Here is a 17,931-nt window from a genome sequence, read left to right as displayed (position 1 = left end):
GACTAAAATGTTTGCACATGAAACAAAGGGGGATTTAGACGATGCGTGAAGCCGTTATTGTAGCAGGAGCACGAACTCCTATTGGAAAAGCGAAAAAAGGTTCATTAGCAACAGTAAGACCAGATGATTTTGGGGCAGCAGTTGTCAAAGAAACATTAAAAAGAGCAGGCTATGAAGGTCCTGTCGATGACTTAATTTTAGGTTGTGCAATGCCAGAAGCGGAACAAGGGATGAATGTAGCCCGTAGTATCGGAGCACTAGCAGGGCTACCTGATACTACACCTGCGCTGACAATTAATCGATTTTGTTCATCGGGTTTACAGGCAATCGCATATGCTGCTGAACGTATTATGCTTGGTCATTCAAAGGCGATTCTTGCTGGCGGTGTTGAATCAATGAGTATGGTACCAATGGTGGGCAATACACCGCGCTTAAATCCAACATTAGCTGAAACTGCACCACAATATTATATGGGGATGGGGCATACAGCAGAAGAAGTAGCACGTCAGTATAATGTGAGTCGAGAAGATCAAGATGCATTTGCTGTACGCTCGCATTTGCTAGCAGAGAAAGCAATTAAAGAAGGTAAATTCAATGATGAAATTGTTCCGATTGAAGTGGAACAACATTATGTGGATAACAATAATAAACTACAAGTGAAGAAATTTACCTTTAGTGTCGATGAGGGTGTTCGTCCAGGCACATCCGTTGAAGGCTTAGCAAAGCTTCGTCCTGCATTCCATGTAAAAGGTAGTGTTACAGCAGGTAACGCTTCTCAAACTTCAGATGGTGCTGCGGCAGTTCTTGTAATGGATCGTGAGGAAGCAGAAAAGCAAGGAATGACACCGATGGCAAAGTTTTTAGGTTTTGCGGTGGGCGGAGTACCTCCAGAAGTAATGGGAATCGGTCCAATCGTAGCTGTTCCAAAAGCGCTTGAAATTGCAGGTTTATCTATTCAGGATATTGATTTGTGGGAAATTAACGAAGCATTTGCCTCACAGTCATTACAGGTTGTTCGTCATTTAGGTATCGACCAAGAGAAAGTGAACGTTAATGGTGGAGCAATTGCTTTAGGGCATCCACTTGGCGCAACAGGCGCAATTTTAACTTTGAAATTAATTCATGAACTGAAACGTCAGGGCAAAAAATATGGTGTTGTAACAATGTGTATCGGCGGTGGTATGGGCGCTGCTGGAGTATTTGAGATTTTATAAGTTATGTGAAATTGTTTGAGAATTGCGAATTGTATGAGTGCCTGGCACCTAAAAATAAGGAGGAATTTAACATGACAGAAAAAACAACAGATATCATTAAAGGCGGCGGATTTATCATTGAGGACGTGGCACTAGATCGCGTATTTACACCAGAAGATTTTACAGATGAGCATAAAATGATTGCCAAAACAACTGAAGAGTATGTTGCGAATGAAGTATTACCTGTAGTAGAAAACTTAGAGCATCATGAGTTTGAGCATTCAGTGCGTTTACTAAAAAGCGCTGGCGAACTTGGTTTACTAGCGGCGGATGTACCTGAAGAATATCAAGGTCTTGGCTTAGATAAAGTATCTTCTGCGTTAATCGCAGAAAAAATGTCTGTAGCTGGTGGCTTCTCGATTACACATGGTGCACATGTAGGGATTGGTTCACTACCGATTGTGCTATTTGGTAACGACGAACAGAAGCAAAAGTATTTACCGAAGCTAGCTACTGGTGAATTGATCGCGGCTTATGCGTTAACAGAGCCAGGTTCGGGATCAGATGCTTTAGGTGCCAAAACGACTGCCAAGCTAAATGCTGCAGGTACTCATTATGTATTAAACGGTGAAAAACAATGGATTACTAACGCAGGTTTTGCTGATGTGTTTGTTGTGTACGCCAAAATTGATGGCGATAAATTCTCAGCATTTATCGTTGAACGTGCCTACAACGGTGTTTCTGTTGGGCCAGAAGAAAAGAAAATGGGTATCAAATCTTCTTCAACTCGTACATTAGTGCTTGAGGATGCTGAAGTACCTGTTGAAAATCTACTTGGTGAAGTAGGTCGTGGACACGTAATTGCATTTAACATTTTAAATATTGGTCGTTATAAATTAGGTGTGGGAACAATCGGTGGCTCAAAACGTGCTTTAGAGTTGGCAATTCAATATACAAACCAACGTCAACAATTCAAAACGAAGCTTTCTGATTTCAACTTAACGAAAGAAAAACTATCGACAATGGCGTCTCAATTATATGCTTCAGAGTCATTAAATTATCGTACGGTTGGTTTATTTGAAGATCGTTTAAGCCAGTTAAGCCCTGAAGAACAAAAGCAAGGAAAAGTTATTGCAAATGCAATTGCTGAATATGCCATTGAGTGTTCAATTGCTAAAGTGTTTGGTTCAGAAACATTGGACTATATCGCAGATGAAGCGGTGCAATTACATGGTGGCTATGGCTTTATGGCTGAATATGAAGTAGAGCGAATTTATCGCGATTCTCGAATTAACCGTATTTTCGAAGGTACAAATGAAATTAACCGTATGATCGTGCCAGGTACATTTATGAAAAAAGCATTAAAAGGTGAATTACCATTATTGCAGGTCGCTCAAAACTTGCAACAAGAACTTCTTATGCTAATGCCTGAAGAAGTAGGCACAGAGCCGCTAGCACAAGAAAAATATCTTGTGAAAAACGCGAAGAAAATTGCTGTATTAGCAGCAGGTATGGCAGCACAGCGCTATGGAGCGAAACTTGACCAAGAGCAAGAAGTATTAGTGAACATTGCCAATATCGCTAACCAATTATTCGCTATGGAGTCTACTGTGTTACGTACAGAAAAGGCGATTGCGCGTGAAGGTGCAGAAAAGTCTCATCAAAAATTACTTTATACACAAATTTTCTGCCAAGAAGCATTTGCAGAAATTGAGAAAGAAGCAAAGGATACAATTCTTGCTTCAGCAGATGGGGACGCTGCACGTATGACATTGTCAGCTTTACGTAAACTAACTCGTAACAACCCTTATAACCTTATTGCTAAAAAACGTGAAGCTTCTGTTAAACTAATTGAAGCAGAAAAATTCATCGTATAATATAATCTTTAACCTAGCTCTTTACTAACGGTAGGAAAAATCAAAGTTTCGAAAAAAGACAACAAGTAAATCAACTTGTTGTCTTTTTTATTGAAAGGAGGGTGTCAGGGAGGGTGTCAGGCACACAAACAATTTAAGCCAAAGTGACAGGCACGCAAACAATTCTCACATTGCCAATTAAAACTAACTAAGTAAAAATCCACGAAGACTCCTGCGGGAACGCACGTAATGTAAGACGCAACAGACGGCGCGCTAGCGACGGTTGCGGCTTACATCGTGCCCGCGGAAAGCGAAGTGGAATTTTACGCAATAGGAGCAGACCATATGCCAGTTGCCCACGCTATAGTGTCAGGCACGCAAACAATTATGAAATTAACCAATAAATGTTTCTTTTTGGCTCATACTAGTTATGATGGTATACTACAGGAAATGATAGCAGAGGAGCCTATAAATATGATTCAACTTATCCATTATCCTAAATGTACAACTTGTAAAAAAGCACAGAAGTGGTTAAACGACAATGGCGTTTCATACGAAGAGGTACACATTGTTGAACAAGCACCTACGAAAGAGCAAATTAAAAGTTATTGGCAGGCTAGCGGGCAGCCATTAAAGAAATTTTTCAACACATCTGGCATGAAATATCGCGAACTTGGGTTGAAGGATAAACTGGCGGAAATGTCGGAAGATGAACAGCTCACACTACTTGCTTCTGATGGTATGTTAATTAAGCGACCAATCGTTACTGATGGAAAAAAAGTAACGTTGGGATTTAAAGAATCAGATTTTGAACAAGCGTGGAAATAACAGCTTTAATCCTTGTTTTTATGAAAGAAGTATGGCACACTGAAAGTGAATATATTACATATTTATGGAGGGGTTTTTGGCATGAGCACACCTAAAGACTTACGTTACTCTGAAGAACACGAATGGGTAAAATTAGAAGATGGTAAAGTACGTATCGGTATTTCGCATTTTGCACAATCTGAATTAGGAGACATCGTTTTCGTTGAGCTTCCACAAGTTGGCGACGAAATTAAAACTGATGATCCATTTGGCAGCGTAGAATCAGTAAAAACTGTCTCTGAATTATACGCACCGATTTCAGGTACTGTAGTGGAAGTAAATGCAGATCTAGAAGATAGCCCAGAATTCGTAAACGAATCACCATATGAAAAAGCATGGATGATCGTTGTAGAGCCTGCTGATGCTTCAGAGCTTGAAAACCTTATGACTGCAGAACAATACGAAGAAATGATTGCAGAATAATCAAGCCTATAATAGAAAAACGTCGGAGTACATACCGGCGTTTTTTATTATATAACACAGGTATGCAATTGTTTTTTGAGCTGTACAAAGCGTGACTCTTCAAGTAAATGAAAGTCCAAGTAACTCACATAAAATGTTATCCAAATTGCAAAGTGACATATAGAAAATATTGTTAACGTGTAGATCTATGCATAGTGTGGAATCCTATAATTGCAATAAATTGTTGTCGTAGATAACTGCTAAATGGGGGTGGCGTGATGTTCGAAGGGAAATGTTTAATTGTGGAAGGCCGTTCGGATAAGCTTCAAATAGAACCTATTTTGAGTGAAGATGTTACAATACTTTGTACAAATGGTACAATTGGTGTGCATCAATTAGAAGAATTACTCGACCCATATGAGGGCTATGAGCTCTATACATTTTTTGATGCAGATGCATCTGGAGATAAATTACGAGCATTGATGGACAGACATTATCCTGAAGCAGAGCATTTGCGAACGATGCCTACTTATAAAGAAGTAGAAACTACACCGAGGAAAGTGCTTGCAATGATTTTATTGCGTGCGCATTTTTCCATCCATAATGAATATATTTTGTAAGGTTGGTTGAAAAATGGAAGAATGGTCAAAAGAGCAGTGGGAAACAGCAGTAAAATCTGGTGAAAAAACTGCCTTTTATTTATATACACCGATGTGCGGAACGTGTGCAGTTGCATCTAAAATGATGGATATCATAGAACAATTATTGCCACAGTTAAAATTAGGCAAGGCAAATATTAATTTTTTAGAGCAAATAGCTTATGATTTTCAAATCGAAAGTGTACCGTGTTTACTCGTTAGTGATGGTGGATCAGTTAGAGAAAAGGTTTATGCATTTCAATCCGTACCTTTTTTATACGAATTGTTAAAAAAACCAATTGACTGAACTTTGCTAGCATGGTAAAGTAACAATTATATTAAAAACTATTAAATATATCGAACTCTTATAAAGAGCGGCGGAGGGAAGTGCCCTATGAAGCCCGGCAACCATCACAAATGTGAAAAGGTGCCAAATCACTCAAAGATTTTTCTTTGAAAGATGAGAGAACGGTTTAGCGTATAAAGTACGTGACCCCTTCTACTTGTCTGTGAGTGAAGGGGTTTTCTATATGAGAAAAGGAGTTTCGCTATGATACAGCTTCAAAATATTACGAAGAAATACAAAACCGCAAATGGCGAATTAACTGCTGTTAAAGATGTTAATCTTACAATTAACAAAGGTGAAATTTTTGGCATTATTGGCTATAGTGGCGCTGGTAAAAGTACGATGATTCGTTTATTAAACGGTTTAGAAAAGCCGACAACTGGGTCGGTGAAGGTGAATAACCAAGAATTTTCATCTATTAAGGGTCAAAAGTTGCGTGATGCTAGACAAAAGGTAAGTATGATTTTCCAACATTTTAACTTACTTTGGTCAAGAACAGTTGCAGAAAACATTGCATTTCCACTTGAAATTGCAGGTGTAGCTAAAAGTGAGCGAGACGCACGTGTGAAAGAACTTATTGCACTTGTTGGTTTAGAAGGTCGTGACAAATCGTATCCATCACAACTGTCAGGTGGTCAAAAGCAACGTGTTGGCATAGCACGAGCACTTGCCAATAATCCTGAAGTGCTGTTATGTGATGAAGCTACATCAGCACTGGATCCAGAAACAACGGATGCAATTCTTGATTTGCTTGTCGATATAAACGAACGATTAGGCTTAACAATCGTATTAATTACTCATGAAATGCATGTTATTCGCAAAATCTGTCATCGTGTAGCGGTAATGGAAGCTGGAGAAATTGTTGAACGTGGTGAAGTACTACAAGTGTTCCAAGCACCACAAGCAGCGATCACTAAAAAATTCGTATCACAAATTACCGATACGAAGGAAACGCAGGAGACAGTTGCACAGCTTAGAATGAACTATCCAACAGGACACCTTGTTAAGCTTGTATTTGTTGGTGAAAAAACAGAGCAGCCAGTTATATCACATTTAGTAAAACAGTTTGATGTAGAAGTTAGCATTGTCCATGGTAATATCTCGCAAACGAAAAATGGTGCATACGGTACTCTTATTGTACAAATTGATGGTACAGAGACAAATGTAGCAGCTGCATTAAATTATTTAAATACAGTTGAAGTACAAACGGAGGTGATTGCAAATGCTAACTAGTCTCTTTCCGAATGTCGACTGGGAAAAAATGTGGACAGCCACATATGAAACACTTTATATGACCACTCTATCTACAGTCGTAACATTTATACTTGGTTTAGCCATTGGCATAATCCTCTTTTTAACGAGTCCAAACCAGTTATGGGCCAATAAAATTGTTAACTTTTTAACAGGATCGGTCGTTAATATATTCCGTTCGATTCCATTTATCGTGTTAATTATTTTACTTATTCCATTTACGAAGTTTTTACTTGGGACAATCCGAGGAGCAAATGCAGCCCTACCAGCACTTATTATTGGTGCTGCCCCATTCTATGCACGAATGGTACTAATTGCATTACGTGAAATTGATAAAGGTGTTGTTGAAGCAGCACGCTCGATGGGTGCTAAAACGTCCACGATTATATGGAAGGTTCTAATTCCAGAATCATTACCAGCACTTATTTCTGGGATTACTGTAACGGCTGTAGCACTTGTTGGATATACGGCAATGGCTGGTATTATTGGTGCTGGCGGTCTAGGAAACTTAGCCTTTTTAGATGGCTTCCAACGTAATCGCCAAGATGTGACATTAATGGCAACTATTTTGATCTTAGTAGTCGTATTTATCATTCAATGGATTGGCGATATGATTACAACGAAAACAGACAAACGTTAAAAAGGTTAAACCGGTATTTACCGCTAACATATTGTTTGAACAAATAAAGGGAGTGTATACAAATGAAGAAGTTATTAGCAGGATTATTTTTATCAGTACTTGTATTGGCTTTAGCAGCATGTGGTGCTGGTAACAAAGACGAAGCAGGATCAACAACTGGAGATGACAGTGCAAAAACTGAAGATAAAGTAACATTAAAAATTGGTGCTTCTAACACACCTCACGCAGTTATTTTAGAACAAGCAAAACCGATTTTAGCAAAAGAAGGTATTGATTTAAAAATCGAGACGTACCAAGATTATGTATTACCTAACCAAGATTTAGAGTCAAAAACTATTGATGCAAACTATTTCCAACATATTCCTTATCTTGAATTACAAATTAAAGATAATGGCTATGATTTTGTAAATGCAGGTGGCGTACATATCGAGCCAATCGGTATTTACTCTAAAAAATATAAATCACTTGAAGACCTTCCTAAAGGTGCAACAATTTTATTATCGAACTCAGTTTCAGACCATGGCCGTATGTTGTCACTATTAGAAGCAAAAGGCTTAATTAAATTAAAAGATGGTATCGACAAAACAGCAGCAGAAATTAAAGATATTGTAGATAATCCAAAAGACTTTAAATTCGATGCAAATACTGCACCAGAGCTACTTGTGCAAATGTTTGAAAACGAAGAAGGCGATGCAGTACTTATTAACTCTAACTATGCAATTGATAATGGACTAAACCCAATTGAAGATGCAATTGCTTTAGAAGATAAAGAATCTCCATATGTAAATATTATTGCAGTTCGTGCTGGTGATGAAAATAAACCAGAAATTAAAAAATTATTAGAAGTATTAAAATCTGAAGAAATCCAAGACTTCATCTTGAAGGAGTGGAAAGGTGCAGTAGTACCCGTTAAATAATATCTATATATTAAAAAATAGTACAAGCCATGAAAATGGTTTGTACTATTTTTTTAGGGAAAGATAAATAATGGTGTGAAATCCAATAATTAAATTCTATTATTTTTCCTAAACTGTTTAGAATTTGTTTAGATTCATTTAATATGATTACTGTTATAATATAATTCGCTAATCATACTGAAGGATTTTGGTACTTAGTCCTAGTGGAGGTGAAATCCTATATTAAAAAATTTTAATTGTGGTATTTTAGTTATATTTTTCCTTTCTATCGTTTTAATAGGCTGCTCTCAAGGGAAAGAAGAAGTAACTAAAGTAACTAAGGAGCCAATTTCATCAACAGAACAATTTGTTATTGAGGAATTAATGACAAAAGATAACTTATTACGTACTGATTTAACGCAACAAAAAGATGTGTTTTTATCTGAATCTGTCGGTTTATGGTTGACCTATTTACTAGAAAAAGATGATCAAGCTCGCTTTGATGAGCAGTTTGAGGTGATTAATCATTATTTTTTAGAGAAGAAATTTATAGTATGGCGAATTGATGGTAAAAAACAAGCTACTGTTAATGCGCTGATTGATGATTTGAGAATTATGCGAGCGCTATTTGATGCAGGTGAAAAGTGGAATGATGAGCGTTATATTTCGTTAGGGAAGACCATTGGTAAAAACATTGTAAAGTATGGAATGCAAAAAGGTACGTTTGTAGATTTTGTTGACGTTCATACACATAAGAAAGCGAACACAATTACATTAAGTTATATTATGCCTTCTGCACTTTTAAAGATGCGACAATATGATGTTTTATCTAAAGAACAACTAGAGCAACAATTATCGATTTTAGCAAAAGCGCCTAAAGCTCAAGCAGGCTTTTTTCCAAAGTATTATGATGTCGTAACCAATAACTATGAATATGATACGGAGTTACATATGATCGATCAATTGTATACGGCTTATCATAGTGCCACGTTAGGTTTGGAAACGAAGCCATTTACTAATTGGATGCTGTCTTTATATAGTAGAGATCAAAAATTGTACGGCCGCTACGATGCTACTACTGGTGAGCCAGCTGTATCATTTGAATCACCTGCTGTGTACGCAATGGCTACTCGTTATATGTTAGAAATTCATAATGATAGGATGGCTGAAGAGTTTTTCCGTAAAATGGAATCTCTTAAAGCTGATGCAAATACGGGGTATGTAGATGTGCAAACAAATGCGACACATATATTCGATAATTTATTACCACTTCTAGCGGAAAGAGAGGTCGACAATGCGAACAGCAATAAAATGGAATAAAGCTATATTTGTTTATGGCGTTTTACTTATTTTGCTTCTACAATTACCTGCTTATTTTTTACTACATCAGGATAGTGAAAGTTTATTATTATATATCTTCTTAATACTTTTAGTCATTATCACACTGTGGAGAGGAACGGTTACGGGGCTAATAAGTAGTTTGTTATTTATTTTTATCAGTGGCTCAACCTTACTGTATATCGGTATGACAGGTTCTATAGCATTGTTAAGTACAGCATTTTCAATGCAACTATTTTTGGCATACGGTGTTGTATTACTACTACTAGTATTATGCGCTGGAAAAATTCATGAGTTATTGATAGCACAAGAAAAATATATGAAAAATTTACAGCAAGATGTCAAAAACTTTGTAGCAATTGATGTTGAAACTGGTTTTGATAATGAATCGCGTATGCGTGTCATTGTTAATGAAGAAATGCGAAGAGCAGATCGTCATCAACATACTTTTGTGTTTATTATGCTAAAGCTTGAAAACTATGAAAAATTTAAAAAGCTTTATGGTTTTAAAGAAGCACAATATTTGTGGAGGCAATTGGCGGAAAAATTACAGCAATCTGTTAGACAAACAGATAAAAAATTCCGATATCGTGAAAACTACCTTGGCATTTTATTAATTGATACGTCAGAACAATACATTGATATTATTTACGAGAAGTTAGATCAAGCTTTAAAGAACCATCAATTATTAAATAAGCGATGGGTGACACTAAGCTATAAAACAAGTTATTTTACTTACACGCCCCAGATGGATCAAAGTTTTGATGACTTGTTAGCAGAAATGGAAAGAGAGATGAAAACAAGTGCGCTTTAAACTAGGCTTGTTCGTCTTCATTGTCCTTTTTATTTTGTTTAGTATGCCACAGCATTATTTAGCAAGTGCCGATAGCAAAGACATTGCACTTATTTATGTAACTAGCAATCAACAAGTAGATGAAGAAGTGCAAATTCTACGAGAAATGCTAAATGCTTATACAGATGTCGATGTCATACCAGTGGAAAATATTAAAGAAGATTCTTTGGATGTTTATAAACGTATTGTTATTTTAAACTCCTATAAGATGCATATACCATTGCCAGCATTAGAAGCTATGAATAATTTCCAAGGACCCGCTGTTGCTATAGGGGAAAATATTGAACAGTTTCCCTCATTCGAACATTGGCAAAAGGGGAAAAAAGTGGAGTTACGAAAAGTCGGGGAACATGTATTGGATCGGCCGATTGAGTGGGCTGTAGTGAACCCACCTAACGATGCTGAAGTAATACAAATGGCATCCACATTTAATGAAGACTTCCCTTTTATTGTGAAAGAAAAAAATAGCAATTGGTCTTATATTGGTAAGATGATTCAATCTTCCCCTTTAGTATATGACTGGCCTTCAATATTTGGCGAGCTATTGAAATTATCATCTACCAACTTACATCCTGCCTTCATTGTGTTAACAGATATTAATATGGAAACGGATGTTTTGAAGTTAAAGAAAGTAGTTGATCAATTAAAGCAATTTGATGTTCCTATTAACTTACAGATAAGCCCGCTATATGAGAAAGATGGCGCTATTTATTATTTACAGGACAATAAAGCGTTATTGAAATATTTACAACAGTTACAGCAGGAGGGGGTAGCTTTTATTTTATCTTCTCCACAAGCTAACATTGAAAAAAGTCTAGATTATTTAGTGTTGAGAAAAATTTACCCTACCTACATTCTAGAGGATAGTGCGCTTTTTAGTGGGGTATTGCGACAACAAGACAATCATTTTTATATAACAGAAAGAGATGAGCAAAAAATTTATCCCTATACAATAGCAGCAATAAATGATGCGAGTGTATACCCACTGTATGCTGTGCAGCAGTCAATTCGTCAGATGAATAAAGCCCCAGGTTCAACGATTGGAATTCAATATCCTAGTTATTTAGGGGCTCACCATGTGCAAGAGCTTGTTGAACTCTTAAACAAACAAGTAGAGCTAGAATGGCTTGATTTTAGAAAAACAGAACAGCTTGTTCAGACATCAAAGGTTTCAATAATGCAATCAGCAAATGGAGAGCAAAAAATTCAGCTTTCTTTTACCAAACTGGATCGCTTAAAAAAGATGTTTGATGAGCGGCCATTTGAAGTAGTTTTATGGCTGTTAGTAATCATTGTATCGTTATTTGTTATTGTATTTTTTATGAATACATTGCGACTACGTATAACACTACGAAAGCGATTATTTGAGGAGAGGAAAAGTAATGGCTGATATTTTGTTTTATATTTCATTGTTTCTCATATGGATTATGTTGTTATACCATATGTTTTTAATGCAAGGGGGCTATTTGCATTTTCGATCTTATGAAAAGGTAATCGATGAATGGTCAAAGAAAATGATAGATGTTCCAACAGTGAGCGTCTTCATTCCTGCACATAATGAAGAGGTTGTTATTGAACAAACTTTACGTGCCATGTCCCGATTGTTTTATCCGAAAGATAAGTTAGAAGTAATTGTCATTAACGATAATTCGTCGGATAGAACAGGAGAGATTGCAAAAAAGTTTACAGAAAAATACCCATTTATACGAGTAATTGAAACAGTAGAACCTTATAAAGGGAAGGGGAAATCTTCAGCATTAAATGCTGCATTAGCCGATTCCACTGGGGAAGTAGTTATTGTCTATGATGCAGACAATACACCAGAGCGTATGGCAGTTTGGTATTTAGTCATGGGGCTTGTAAATGACCCGAAAGCTGCAGCTACTGTAGGGAAATTTCGTGTGGTAAATGCGACGGAAACATGGTTAACACGATTTATTAATATTGAAACAATATGTTTTCAGTGGATGGCACAAGGTGGTCGTTGGAAGTGGTTTAACATTGCAACGATTCCAGGCACAAATTTCGCCATTCGCCGTAGTATTTTAGAGCAATTAGGTGGATGGGATGTAAAGGCGTTAGCGGAAGATACTGAATTAACGATTCGTGTCTATAATTTAGGCTACCATATCCGCTTTTTCCCTAAGGCTATTACGTGGGAACAAGAGCCAGAGACGTTGAAAGTATGGTGGAAACAACGAACACGCTGGGCAAGAGGAAACCAGTATGTAGTGCTAAAGTTTTTAAGCCAATTTTTTACCTTAAAAAGAAAAAGTATTATTTTTGATTTGTTTTATTTCTTTTTTACTTACTTTTTATTTTTCTTCGGCGTTATTTTGTCCAACATTTTATTTATCACCAATCTTTTTTACGATATTGGGCTAACAGTTGGAGATATTGCTATTGTGTTATGGGTATTGGCTTTCTTGTTATTTTTAGGTGAAGTGATGATTACCTTAAGTATTGAAAAAACAGAAATGAATCGTAAAAATTTTTTCTATGTCATTTTAATGTATTTTACATATTCACAAATGTGGATTGTATTAGTTATTTGGTCGCTATTTTTAGAGATCACAAGAGTTTTTACTGGTCAAGAAGTGCAGTGGTATAAAACTGAGCGCTTTGCAAAGAAAACAAAATAAGGAGAACAATAATGAGAGTCTTACTTTATATTTTAACAATCTTAATCAGTTTGCCGTTCCTAGCTACGCATGCCCTAGCTGCACCAATCACAGTAGAAAAACAAACAATAGCTATTGAGGCAAACAGCTTAGCAAAAAAACCATTGTTGTCTCAGGCAATTGAATTACAAGGGCCTTCCTCTTCAAGAGATTTCTATTACACGCTCAGTCAAGATGTAGAGGCAAAGGGACAAACAGTTTCATTTCAAATACAGCAGTCAGAGCTGTTAATAGCTCCATCCTCTTTTACGATAAAAGTGGACGATATTGCAATTAAATCGATTGCCTTAACATCAGATTTATTGAAGCAAACGGTAACTGTTACTTTACCCGAAAGTGCTTTAGTGAAAGGGACGCATAAAATAACAGCTAGCTTTTATGGTGTGTTAAAAGAAGGTGTCTGTGTAGCTCCAGGGAATGAGGGCAATTGGTTACGTATCGATATTTTATCGTCCATTTCCTCTTTTAATGATAGTGAACAATGGTCATTGAGCAGCTATCCTGAAGCGTTTGTAGGCTATGAAGATTATAGTACGACGCTTATTGTACCTGATGAAGCTTCAGAACAATCATTAAATGCTAGTTATCAACTTGCTGCTTATTTGTCAGAGCAAGGAGAGAAAGACGTTAATATTAAACGAGAATCAACTGTTGCACGTGTTGCTGGACCAGTTATTGTTGTAGGCGCAAAAAATGAATTTAGAACAAATTATATGATTAAAATGCTTGAGACTGCCAACAGTCAATATGAAGATGGCCTGTCACTTAATGTTCATAGTCTTAAAAATGATGACAATAGTCAAAGTGTGCCTATCCTGTTTGTCACAGCCGCTACGCCAAATGCATTTCAAGAGCGAATTTCGTTATTGACGGATACGAAATTATATAGTCAATTTTCAGGAAGTACGTTGACAGTGGATGATTTACCGATTGTGGATACTACTGATAATTCAACGCTGCTATTTTCTCAACTAGGTTTTGACCATCAAATATTATCGAGTCAAGCAACGATGACGCCGCACTATTATGTGTCATTGCCACAGGTTGAGGCTGATAAAGAAGCAAACATGCGATTAGTTTTAAAGAAATCTGCTCTACTACCTGAAAAGGGTAACAGTAATGAACGTGAAGTGGAATTGATTGTATGGGTGAATGATGTACCGCATGCAGTTGACCTGAAGAAGTTAGAGTCAATTTCTTCAGGTTTATATGAAGTGAATGTGCCGATTGAAACAAATGTATTAAATAAACAATCGATGACAGATATCCAATTTGAAGTAACTGGGTTTCAATTAGAAGATCCATGTGAAACGACGAATGAACGTTATTGGATTTATATCGATGGTAGCAGTACATTATCTATTACAAAAGAAGTGACAACACCAACATTTACATTAAGGGATTTTCCGAATGCATTCCAAGAACAAGCTTTAATTATTGTTCCGAATAAAACAGTGATAAACGACACACAAATGCTCTTGCTGTATAAGTCTTTAATGATGAATGGTGAAATGGCTCAAACAATATTGACAAAAGAACAAGACGTTAAGGAAGAGGAATTAAAACGAAGTGCTATTATTTTTGCTGGAGCTTCCGCTGATTTCTCGACGCTTATAGGAAACAATAATGATGTCCCTCAATCGTCAGAGGATTATTTAAAGCAAGGTTTTCTTCCAGAAACAATTGCTCAGTATACATTTATCACAAAAAGTTTTTGGGATGATAAACAGCCGCTATTAATCATTCAAATGTTGGATGAAGCAGCAAATCAAAAAGACTTTTTAGCGCAATTGAAGGGAACAAATGAACAGGTAACCTCTGCTATTGAAACAAAAGAGGGGAAATTTGTCGTTGCGGCTAGTAGTGCAGCAGACATTGAAAAATCTGCCTCAGAGCAGAAAAATTCTATTTCATTTGTGCTTATAGCAGAATTTGCTGTGCTGATTTTAGTGATCGGGCTTATTTTATATTTTATTTTACGTAGAAGAAGAAAAAATCTAGTTGTTGAGGATGAAGAAAAGTAGCATCTGAATTTCATCTTACGTTGTGAAATTTTAAGCAGGAGACATTTACTTTGCGCTTCAATTAACAAAAGAAAAGGCATCAAGAACTTGATGCCTTGAGGTTTTCGACTAATGGATAGATAAACGAAAAATCAATCGCTGCCTCTAGTTTTCGAACTAAATGGTCTTGTGGCACCAATTGGTCAATTGTCAGCATTTCTAATTGTTCACGTTTATTGATTTGATTTTTCGACATCATTTTCCATCACCTCAATTAGATTATTTTATTTATAGTTGATTGATAGCAATTCATATCAAGTTGATTGGAGCGAAGGGCGGGCGACTCCTGCGGGAAAGCACAGAACGTAAGACGCAACAAACCGCGCGTTAGCGAGGGTTGCGGCTTACGTGTGTGCCCGCGGAAAGCGCCCGAACGTAGCGGAAATCAACGGCAGTAGACATCTATTTTTATTTTAAAATGAAAAAAGACTGTAGGCATCAAGAACTTGATGCCTTTTCTTGATATTGTGAGACCCAGTGCATTTCACTGGGTCTTTTCGTGTTATTTAAAGGTGTTACTGAAACTGCGAAAGTCGGGAAAAGAAATTAGTGACGAAGTCTAAAAATATTTTTTCAGATGGTGCGATTTCTCGATTTACAGGTGAAATAATGCCAACTGTTCTTGGTATTGTAGGCGATTCTATTGGCACTTTGATTGTGAAGCGGGCTGCTGAATCGTATAGGGAGCTCTCAGGTAGTAGGCTGACACCAATTCCAGCGGCCACTAAACCTTTTAAAGCATCTAAGTCCTCCCCTTCAGATATAATATTTGGTAAGAAGCCTGCAGCACGGCAAGCATCCATCGCAACTTTATGTAATATATAGCCATCTGGAAAAAGAACAAAAAGATCATTACGTAAATCTGCTAGCTGAATACTTTCTCGTTTTGCTAAAGGGTGGTTAGCTGGCAATAAGGCTGCAATGTTTTCGGTGAATAATATGTTTGATTGTATTGCTTCGTCCTTCGGTGGCAGCGGTCCTAAAAATGCTAAGTTAAGCTCGCGGTTTTTAACAGCGTCAATTAAAAAGCGATAAGAGCCTTGGCGCAATTGGAATTGCAAATCTGGGTATTCACGCTTAAAAGCTGAAATAACAGTTGGTAATACATAACTTGCTAAGCTTGTAGGGAAACCGATTTTAATAGTTCCTTTAGCAGGATCTAAATATTCCTCAACTTGCTTGGCGGCAAAATCTATTGCTTTTAAAGCGGTGATTGTATGTTCAAGAAAAGTTTTACCTATCGGTGTTAATTTTACATTTCTGCCGACACGTTCAAAAAGTGGTGTACCTAATTCGTCTTCTAAATTAGCAATTTGACGACTTATTGCTGATTGGGCAACATGAAGGTGTTCTGCAGCTTCAGAAATATGCTCACGCTCTGCAACCTCCACAAAATAACGTAATTGACGTAACTCCACTGGATATTCACCTCTATCTAATCGCAAAATCCGATTAATTATATTTTAATTATATAATATTTAAGATATAAAAAGACTGAAAAAAATAACATCGTGCTAAAAAATGATTTAATGATTAGGTTGGATTGCGCCAATTGTATAACAAGCTGAATGTTCCTATTTAAATGGAATATATATATAACGCCTTAAATAATGCAGTTGTGCTATATATGCTAGACACACTTCTGATGAATGCAAAGAGTATTTTTTTAAGTAGGAATGTGTATGACTGTTTGATGTGAATAGAGGAGTGCTTTTTAGCAAAAGAATTGGTATTAATAGCGCTATTACTCTATAATTTTATTTTCTTATAGTGATTCCATTCTAATGAAATAGGATATAGTATAGGTATGGCAGTTTGTGCATTTTTGTCACAAAACCGCTACAATTAACGCTTTATGCGAGGTTTCCACTATGAAGCTAGATGAAATCCATTCTCATTTAGGGATATTTCATTGAAAATAGACTTTACCAATTCTCATTGGCGGTTTCGATTCTCAAAAATCTGAAAATGCTTAAAAAGTCTTTATAATTCAAGATTTCATCATTGAAAAGTGAAAGTGGTTAAAATGGTTTGCATAGAGAACGATTTTCAGTTAAGATTAGAATGATGATAATTAAGGAATGGTTGCCCATTCACAGAACACACTATGGAGGTATTTTCATGTCAACTTTAGTAATTAAAGATCTTCACGTTGAAATCGACGGGAAAGAGATTTTAAAAGGCGTAAACCTTACAATTAATACAAATGAAATTCATGCAATTATGGGACCAAACGGAACTGGTAAATCAACACTAGCTTCTGCTATTATGGGACACCCAAAATATGAAGTTACTTCTGGTACAGTTGAACTTGATGGTGAAAACGTACTTGAAATGGAAGTTGATGAGCGTGCACAAGCTGGCTTATTCCTAGCTATGCAATATCCATCAGAAATCGCTGGTGTAACAAACGCTGATTTCTTACGTTCAGCTATTAATGCACGCCGTGAAGAGGGCGACGAAATTTCATTAATGAAATTCATTCGTGAATTAGATAAAAATATGGAATTCCTTGAAATGAACGAAGACATGGCACAACGTTATTTAAACGAAGGTTTCTCTGGCGGTGAGAAAAAACGTAACGAAATTCTTCAATTAATGATGATTAAGCCAACTTTCGCTATTTTAGATGAAATTGACTCTGGTCTTGACATTGATGCATTAAAAGTTGTTTCTAAAGGTATTAATGCAATGCGTGGCGAAGGCTTCGGCTGCTTAATGATTACGCACTACCAACGTCTACTTAACTACATCACACCAGATCATGTACACGTAATGATGCAAGGTCGTGTAGTAAAATCAGGTGGCGCAGAATTAGCACAGCGTTTAGAAGCAGAAGGTTATGACTGGATTAAAAAAGAATTAGGTATCGAAGAAGAAACAGAAGAACAAGAAGCATAAGAAGGA

General features: G+C 36.6%; 16 protein-coding genes, 1 pseudogene and 1 riboswitch. Of the genes and pseudogenes, 15 read left to right on the top strand and 2 right to left on the bottom strand.

Features of this window, described 5'->3' with window-relative positions; genetic code table 11:
* Positions 1-41 precede the first annotated feature (41 nt).
* The 14 genes from FH508_RS19285 to FH508_RS19220 all read left to right on the top strand — a co-directional run bounded on the left by FH508_RS19285 (position 42) and on the right by FH508_RS19220 (position 14,985).
* Positions 42-1,214, top strand: a complete 1,173-nt coding sequence (locus FH508_RS19285; RefSeq protein WP_173479540.1) for an acetyl-CoA C-acetyltransferase — start codon at positions 42-44, stop codon at positions 1,212-1,214.
* Positions 1,215-1,285: 71 nt separating this feature from the next.
* Positions 1,286-3,070: an acyl-CoA dehydrogenase family protein gene (locus FH508_RS19280; protein WP_173479541.1), complete on the top strand. Its 1,785-nt coding sequence runs from the start codon at positions 1,286-1,288 to the stop codon at positions 3,068-3,070.
* Positions 3,071-3,523: 453 nt separating this feature from the next.
* Positions 3,524-3,877 (top strand): arsenate reductase family protein, encoded by a 354-nt coding sequence (locus tag FH508_RS19275; RefSeq protein WP_228134524.1) that lies wholly within the window; start codon positions 3,524-3,526, stop codon positions 3,875-3,877.
* 81 nt (positions 3,878-3,958) lie between these two features.
* Positions 3,959-4,339, top strand: a complete 381-nt coding sequence (gene gcvH, locus FH508_RS19270; RefSeq protein WP_228134158.1) for a glycine cleavage system protein GcvH — start codon at positions 3,959-3,961, stop codon at positions 4,337-4,339.
* A gap of 257 nt (positions 4,340-4,596) precedes the next feature.
* Complete coding sequence (locus FH508_RS19265) at positions 4,597-4,938, top strand: toprim domain-containing protein (protein WP_228134157.1); 342 nt, start codon at positions 4,597-4,599, stop codon at positions 4,936-4,938.
* A 13-nt stretch (positions 4,939-4,951) separates the two neighbouring features.
* Positions 4,952-5,263 carry a thioredoxin family protein gene (locus tag FH508_RS19260; RefSeq protein ID WP_228134156.1) on the top strand — a complete coding sequence of 104 codons (312 nt, stop codon included), beginning with the start codon at positions 4,952-4,954 and terminating at the stop codon, positions 5,261-5,263.
* Between the two features lie 55 nt (positions 5,264-5,318).
* Positions 5,319-5,423, top strand: a riboswitch (SAM riboswitch).
* A gap of 83 nt (positions 5,424-5,506) precedes the next feature.
* Positions 5,507-6,535, top strand: coding sequence for a methionine ABC transporter ATP-binding protein (locus FH508_RS19255; RefSeq protein WP_228134155.1), 1,029 nt, complete (start codon positions 5,507-5,509; stop codon positions 6,533-6,535).
* The gene (locus FH508_RS19250) at positions 6,525-7,193 is read left to right on the top strand and encodes a methionine ABC transporter permease (protein ID WP_228134154.1); all 669 of its coding nucleotides are present in this window, start codon (positions 6,525-6,527) and stop codon (positions 7,191-7,193) included. The genes FH508_RS19255 and FH508_RS19250 overlap by 11 nt, the downstream gene beginning before the upstream one ends.
* A gap of 62 nt (positions 7,194-7,255) precedes the next feature.
* Positions 7,256-8,110 carry a MetQ/NlpA family ABC transporter substrate-binding protein gene (locus FH508_RS19245; RefSeq protein ID WP_228134153.1) on the top strand — a complete coding sequence of 285 codons (855 nt, stop codon included), beginning with the start codon at positions 7,256-7,258 and terminating at the stop codon, positions 8,108-8,110.
* Between the two features lie 363 nt (positions 8,111-8,473).
* A complete protein-coding gene (locus FH508_RS19240; protein ID WP_228134152.1) occupies positions 8,474-9,409 on the top strand; it encodes a glycosyl hydrolase family 8 in 936 nt (311 codons plus the stop codon).
* Entirely contained in the window at positions 9,384-10,241 is an 858-nt protein-coding gene (locus tag FH508_RS19235) for a diguanylate cyclase domain-containing protein (protein ID WP_139860763.1), read from the top strand. Before FH508_RS19240 ends, FH508_RS19235 begins: the two co-directional genes overlap by 26 nt.
* The gene (locus FH508_RS19230; RefSeq protein ID WP_228134151.1) at positions 10,231-11,670 is read left to right on the top strand and encodes a DUF2334 domain-containing protein; all 1,440 of its coding nucleotides are present in this window, start codon (positions 10,231-10,233) and stop codon (positions 11,668-11,670) included. Before FH508_RS19235 ends, FH508_RS19230 begins: the two co-directional genes overlap by 11 nt.
* Positions 11,663-12,922 carry a glycosyltransferase family 2 protein gene (locus FH508_RS19225; protein ID WP_228134150.1) on the top strand — a complete coding sequence of 420 codons (1,260 nt, stop codon included), beginning with the start codon at positions 11,663-11,665 and terminating at the stop codon, positions 12,920-12,922. Before FH508_RS19230 ends, FH508_RS19225 begins: the two co-directional genes overlap by 8 nt.
* A gap of 11 nt (positions 12,923-12,933) precedes the next feature.
* On the top strand, positions 12,934-14,985 hold the full coding sequence (locus FH508_RS19220) for a cellulose biosynthesis cyclic di-GMP-binding regulatory protein BcsB (protein WP_228134149.1): 2,052 nt from the start codon (positions 12,934-12,936) through the stop codon (positions 14,983-14,985).
* Between the two features lie 97 nt (positions 14,986-15,082).
* On the opposite strand, the pseudogene FH508_RS19215 reads toward FH508_RS19220, so the two are convergent.
* Together FH508_RS19215 and FH508_RS19210 are read right to left on the bottom strand one after the other, a co-directional pair.
* A pseudogene (locus FH508_RS19215) lies at positions 15,083-15,223 on the bottom strand (IS5/IS1182 family transposase); the annotation flags it as partial.
* 316 nt (positions 15,224-15,539) lie between these two features.
* On the bottom strand, positions 15,540-16,442 hold the full coding sequence (locus FH508_RS19210; protein ID WP_173479794.1) for a glutamate biosynthesis transcriptional regulator GltC: 903 nt from the start codon (positions 16,440-16,442) through the stop codon (positions 15,540-15,542).
* A gap of 703 nt (positions 16,443-17,145) precedes the next feature.
* On the opposite strand from FH508_RS19210, the gene sufC reads away from it, so the two are divergent.
* A complete protein-coding gene (gene sufC / locus FH508_RS19205) occupies positions 17,146-17,925 on the top strand; it encodes a Fe-S cluster assembly ATPase SufC (protein WP_370635669.1) in 780 nt (259 codons plus the stop codon).
* The last annotated feature ends 6 nt before the right edge of the window (positions 17,926-17,931 follow it).

This window comes from Lysinibacillus sp. CD3-6, assembly GCF_006351725.2.
GTDB lineage: Bacteria > Bacillota > Bacilli > Bacillales_A > Planococcaceae > Lysinibacillus.
The sequence above is the reverse complement of the archived record's forward strand: the minus strand, read 5'-3'. Positions and strand labels throughout refer to the sequence as shown.

Coding starts and splice junctions, on each gene's coding strand:
- FH508_RS19285 (WP_173479540.1), top strand. CDS start 42: ATGCGTGAAGCCGTTATTGTAGCAGGAGCACGAACTCCTATTGGAAAA.
- FH508_RS19275 (WP_228134524.1), top strand. CDS start 3,524: ATGATTCAACTTATCCATTATCCTAAATGTACAACTTGTAAAAAAGCA.
- gcvH (WP_228134158.1), top strand. CDS start 3,959: ATGAGCACACCTAAAGACTTACGTTACTCTGAAGAACACGAATGGGTA.
- FH508_RS19280 (WP_173479541.1), top strand. CDS start 1,286: ATGACAGAAAAAACAACAGATATCATTAAAGGCGGCGGATTTATCATT.
- FH508_RS19265 (WP_228134157.1), top strand. CDS start 4,597: ATGTTCGAAGGGAAATGTTTAATTGTGGAAGGCCGTTCGGATAAGCTT.
- FH508_RS19250 (WP_228134154.1), top strand. CDS start 6,525: ATGCTAACTAGTCTCTTTCCGAATGTCGACTGGGAAAAAATGTGGACA.
- FH508_RS19225 (WP_228134150.1), top strand. CDS start 11,663: ATGGCTGATATTTTGTTTTATATTTCATTGTTTCTCATATGGATTATG.
- FH508_RS19240 (WP_228134152.1), top strand. CDS start 8,474: ATGACAAAAGATAACTTATTACGTACTGATTTAACGCAACAAAAAGAT.
- FH508_RS19235 (WP_139860763.1), top strand. CDS start 9,384: ATGCGAACAGCAATAAAATGGAATAAAGCTATATTTGTTTATGGCGTT.
- FH508_RS19245 (WP_228134153.1), top strand. CDS start 7,256: ATGAAGAAGTTATTAGCAGGATTATTTTTATCAGTACTTGTATTGGCT.
- FH508_RS19220 (WP_228134149.1), top strand. CDS start 12,934: ATGAGAGTCTTACTTTATATTTTAACAATCTTAATCAGTTTGCCGTTC.
- FH508_RS19260 (WP_228134156.1), top strand. CDS start 4,952: ATGGAAGAATGGTCAAAAGAGCAGTGGGAAACAGCAGTAAAATCTGGT.
- FH508_RS19255 (WP_228134155.1), top strand. CDS start 5,507: ATGATACAGCTTCAAAATATTACGAAGAAATACAAAACCGCAAATGGC.
- sufC (WP_370635669.1), top strand. CDS start 17,146: ATGTCAACTTTAGTAATTAAAGATCTTCACGTTGAAATCGACGGGAAA.